At 54.2% G+C, this 4,871-nt stretch carries 1 protein-coding gene; it reads left to right on the top strand.

Annotated features, from left to right (window positions below):
• Positions 1 to 3,224 precede the first annotated feature (3,224 nt).
• Positions 3,225 to 4,550 (top strand): T9SS type A sorting domain-containing protein, encoded by a 1,326-nt coding sequence (locus J4G02_12100; protein ID MCE2395321.1) that lies wholly within the window; start codon positions 3,225 to 3,227, stop codon positions 4,548 to 4,550.
• Positions 4,551 to 4,871: the final 321 nt, after the last annotated feature.

Genomic DNA, 4,871 nt, shown 5'->3' with positions numbered 1-4,871 from the left:
CTGATAATTTGTCAATAAATGATGATAATAAAACTATTAAGTGGACAAATGTTGACGTTGATAAAGATAAAACGTTGACGGTCAAGATTCAGCGGGTCGATATCATACCAGAGGTTGGTGAGCGTAGTTGGGCAGTGAACGTTGGTGGGGTCATGCTGATGGACAATGGGGATATCGATGGCGATGAGCTGCCTGTGTTCTCCGTTGTGAAAACCTCTGGGGACGCGGTTAAGTTTGAAATCGTAGGCGACGACACCTTCGACGCCGGAAGTGAATCGACCATTGTGTTCAGATTTACTGCGGAAGGCACCGCCATTAGAAATGGTAGTGTTTCGGTGACCATCCCCTCTGCTTTGGGAAGTGCGCCCACGATAACCCCAGGGGCAAACGGGCGGGTGCATGTCGGTATTTCAAATGGTACTCTTGAAACAGATCAAGCCCTGAAGCCCACGGTATCCTCCGGTGGTACAATCACCGCTGGCATCAAGAACCTTGATGTTGGGGGGACTGTCACGGTGACGTATGGTCATGCAGGTGATGACGGTAAAGTAGCCGTGTTAAGTGATGTGTCAGGTGAAGTAGACGTGACCGGTACCTTTAGGACCTCAGCAAGTGCGAGTACGCGGACGGCGGGGACTGTTACCGTAACGATAGGCAACATCGGCGACGGCACGGGTACTGCGACGCTATCGCCGTCCTCGATTGAAGCGGGCAGTAACCACCGTGCGATAGAGTTTACCTTCACCGCAGTCGGCACGATGGACGGCGGAGCAGTAAGCCTTGAGATTCCAACGGGTTGGGGAGATATGCAGAACGATCCGACCAAGCGGAATTATCTAACGACGCGTGGTGCTGGTGTCGACTCAGTGGAGGTCGGGAGCAGAATTGCGATAGCGAAGATTAGTAAACTTGCCAACGGCGGCAGCTTCCGGTTTATCCTTGGCGGTGGCACTGGGGCTGACAACAACGGTGTGGAAGTCCAGGACTCCGTTGGGACTGCCCAGTTCGTGATTAAAACCGATGGGGATGGAGACGGGGTTTTCGCCGCAATTACACCGCCCGATGCGGCAGCCTATAAGTACGAAGGCAGAGAGAAGATAAGGAACCCTGATAAGACGGGCAAGGTTTATAGAGATGCCCCCGGTGTCTTGCAAATGAAAGTAACGAGTGCATTGGATGGCACGGGTACTGCGGTCGTTGATGTCGCAGAGGTCCGCGCTGCCGATGACAATGTGAAGTTGGTGTTTACCTACACCCCAAGCCAGACCATCGAAGATGGCGAGCTGCGATTCACCGTTCCGTCGAGTTGGAGTATGCCACAGGTGGAAGAAGTGGGGAATCCGGGGTATACCGAAGTGGAGGGTGTCGGTCTCGGCACCGCTACGGACAACGGTCAATTCACTGTCACGATACCTATCTTTTCGCTTGACAAAGCGAACACCATTAAAATCAACTATGGTGCGACCGACACGGGTCGTGCGATGGCTTCGACTGTAGTGGGCACGGATGCCTTCAAGATTGAGATGAAGGGTCATGCCGATGGTAACCCGACGCCTATCCGGATGCAACCGACGGTGAAGGTCGGACCTCAGGCGAGTGGCAAAGGGAAAGCGGTCCTTGCGTATGAGGGCGATGACTTACATGCCGGCGATATGGACCGTGAGTTTACCGTCGTCTACACCGCAGCGGGTCAAATGGTTGCTGGCTCGGTTCGACTGACTGTTCCCACAGGTTGGTCAGCACCGACCGCTGACAACGTGACGGTCATGGTTGGCATGGATGCGATGACGCCGACCTTTGACGCTCAGATGGCGATGGTTGACGGTGTCAATCTGATGGCAGGCGGTCAGGTGACGTTTAGCTATACCGGTGATGTGACGCCGGATCCGACAGTGGAGCCGGGGGATACTTCGTTTGCTGTCGCTGTCAACGGTGGTGCCGCCGGTGATTCGTTTGCGGGTGTCTCCGGTGAAGATACGATGCTCACCGTAGCTGTTGGTCATGCACGAGCGGGTTCCGGTATGGGTATGGTTTCGCCAAGGATTGTCGAAGCCGGTGCGACCGGTGTGAACATCCAATTTACCTACACCGCAGCTGGTTGGACTGACGCGCCGCGTGAGTTCCGTGTGCAGGTCCCCCGCAGTTGGACGGCACCGAGCAATGCGGCGAGTTCTGCTGACAGTATGGGAACCTATACTGTTGTGCACCGGTCCAATGGCGCGGAGACCACGACGAGTGTGGAAAAACTGGATCCAATCGGCATGGATATGGTCGCCCGTGTGAAACAGGGTGGACTTGAGGTGGAAGCGGGTGATGAGATAATCTTCACCTACGAGAACGCCGATGCCCCTGCAACGAATGAAGTGTCCAATTTTGTGCTGATCTTTGATGGTAAGCCGATTGCGGACAGCGTGCAGGTTCGTGTCCAAGACTCCACACCAAGCATGCTCTCACTTGAAAGTGCCGGCACCGTTTCGGCAGATGAAGGTGCGATGCCGCTTGGAATCACCGTCGGGCTGCGAGATGCCGATGGGGATGCCGTTGCGATGAACAATGATGCGACGGTCACCCTGACATCGACATCAACAACCGGTGCCTTCTCTATGATGGCTGGTGAGGCTGGTACAGAAAGTGCTACTGTTACCATAGCTGGCGGCGATACCTCTGCGATGGTCTACTACACGGATACAACCGGTGGAACAGCGACTATCACAGCGACCGCACCGGGTCTCACAACGGCTTCACAGGATGTTACAGTTACCGCCGCTGCGCCCGATCCCGAGGCAGCGACAATTACCGAAGGCAGCATTATGGTTTCGCCCGCACTCGCTATGGCGGGTGAGACAGTAACCGTCAGCGCGATGGGCACCGCCGGTCAAATGGCGATGTTCTCTGTCGGTTCGATTGTCACCGATAAGGCGATGATGGAGGATGAAGCTGGCTCATATAGCGGTTCCTTCATGGTCGTTGCGGATCAGCACGCCGATGGTATGTACGATGTCAGCGTCACACTCAATGCGGATGCAACTACCACGATGATGGTGGCAGATGCGTTGACCATTGACAGCACCATGCCGACCGTAACGGTCACAGCGCCAGAGAGTGCTGCAAATGGCGATGAGGTGATGATCTCTGCTACGGTTACGGACGCAAGCGCGATCTCCTCCGTGATGGCAGATGTCTCGATGCTCGATTCCACCCAAACCGATCCGGTCGCATTGGCGATGGGAGACGATGGTGCCTACAGTGCCTCCGTCACAATCAGTGATGAAAACGAGAATGCAAATGGCTCGAAAACCGTCACTGTGACAGCGATGGACGCTGCTGGCAACAGCGGAATGGGTGAGGCGACAGTTGAGTTGAAAAACACACTGTCCTACACCAGTATGATACCGTCAGGTATCAGCCTGTACCACGTGCCGTTGGATGTCGAAGGACTTGACACCGTTGGCGATCTCAAGATGAAGCTTGGGGATGCCGTCAGTCTAGTGATTGTCTATGACCACGCGACTGGCTCATGGAATAGCAGGAGCGACGATGTGGCAATCACCGCTGACCTCGGCGTCGTCCTTTCAATGGGTTCGGCAACAACGCTTACCCTTGAAGGCGAAGCGTGGGATAGCGGCGCATCGATGATAAGCCTGCAAGCAGGTTCTAATCTCATCGGGTTGCCTGTCAATGATCCGAGAGTAACCAATGTCAGCGACATCGCAGGTCTGTTTGATGAAGGTGTCGTCTCAACCATCGTCATTTCGACTGATGGTGGATTTGAGTTGGTCTCAGACACAACCGATGCGGCTGTCATGGGCGATGCGGCATATCTGGTAACAGCGTCTGCCGCTGGGACTGCCACCCTCCTTGGTGATGGCTGGACCTACAGCGGTATGGCTGGTGCTGCACCGATTGCGCTCGCTGGATACAGTGTTGACGGTCAAACGGCTGTCCTTGATGTCAACGGTGCTGTCGTTGACGAAGTCACCGGACTGGCGCGGGAAGGTTTCCGTGTCAAGGTGAAAAACCTATCAACCAAAGCCTCGCTCAGCAGGGTCACCTCCGTCGAAACGGCAGAGGGTTACAACATGACCTTTGTTGACCTGAAGGCTGGAAACGCGGCACGGATTGGCGATGTCCTTGAGATTTCTGCTGATTCACCGAGTCCGTTGATTGGTGTCACACCGGTGCGTCATATCGTAACGACTGACGATGTGAAGAGCGGTATCCTTGAGCTGGAAGACCTCATCGCGTATGAGATTCCGGCAGAGACGGAGCTGCTTCGAAACTATCCGAATCCGTTCAACCCAGAGACGTGGATTCCGTATCGTCTAGCAGAAGATGCTGACGTATCGTTGACCATCTATGATGTGAACGGTACAGTGGTGCGCAGCATTGATGTCGGACATCAAAGTGCGGCAGTCTATGAGTCGAGATCGAAAGCAATCTACTGGGATGGTCGTAACCGTTTCGGTGAACAGGTTGCTAGCGGCATTTACTTCTATAGCCTGAGTGCAGGTGACTTCTCAGCGACCCGTAAAATGGTCATTCTGAAGTAACCTTGTACCTCACAAATAACCCGTAGGTCGGGCATCTTGCCCGACCTTGCCGTTGGGTGCCTCATCTTGGGGCATTCAACGGCTTTTTTTTTGTAAGTCCCCCTGACAAGGGGGATTTAGGGGGTTGGTTGTGCATTGAAAGTGTCTCATTAATTCTAAGATCCACTATAAATAAACACTTTCGTCCCCCGGTGGGTGCGGTTTCCAACCGCACCGGTTTGGAGTGTCTCATTAATTCCAGGATCTACTATAGGTTAAAAATCCTCAATCTCCCTTCGTGTGCAAACTTTTAACCCCCCTAACCCCCCTTGTCAGGGGGGA

This window comes from Candidatus Poribacteria bacterium (genome assembly GCA_021295755.1).
In the GTDB taxonomy this organism is placed as follows: Bacteria; Poribacteria; WGA-4E; order WGA-4E; family PCPOR2b; genus PCPOR2b.
This window is presented reverse-complemented; position numbering and strand designations above follow the sequence as displayed.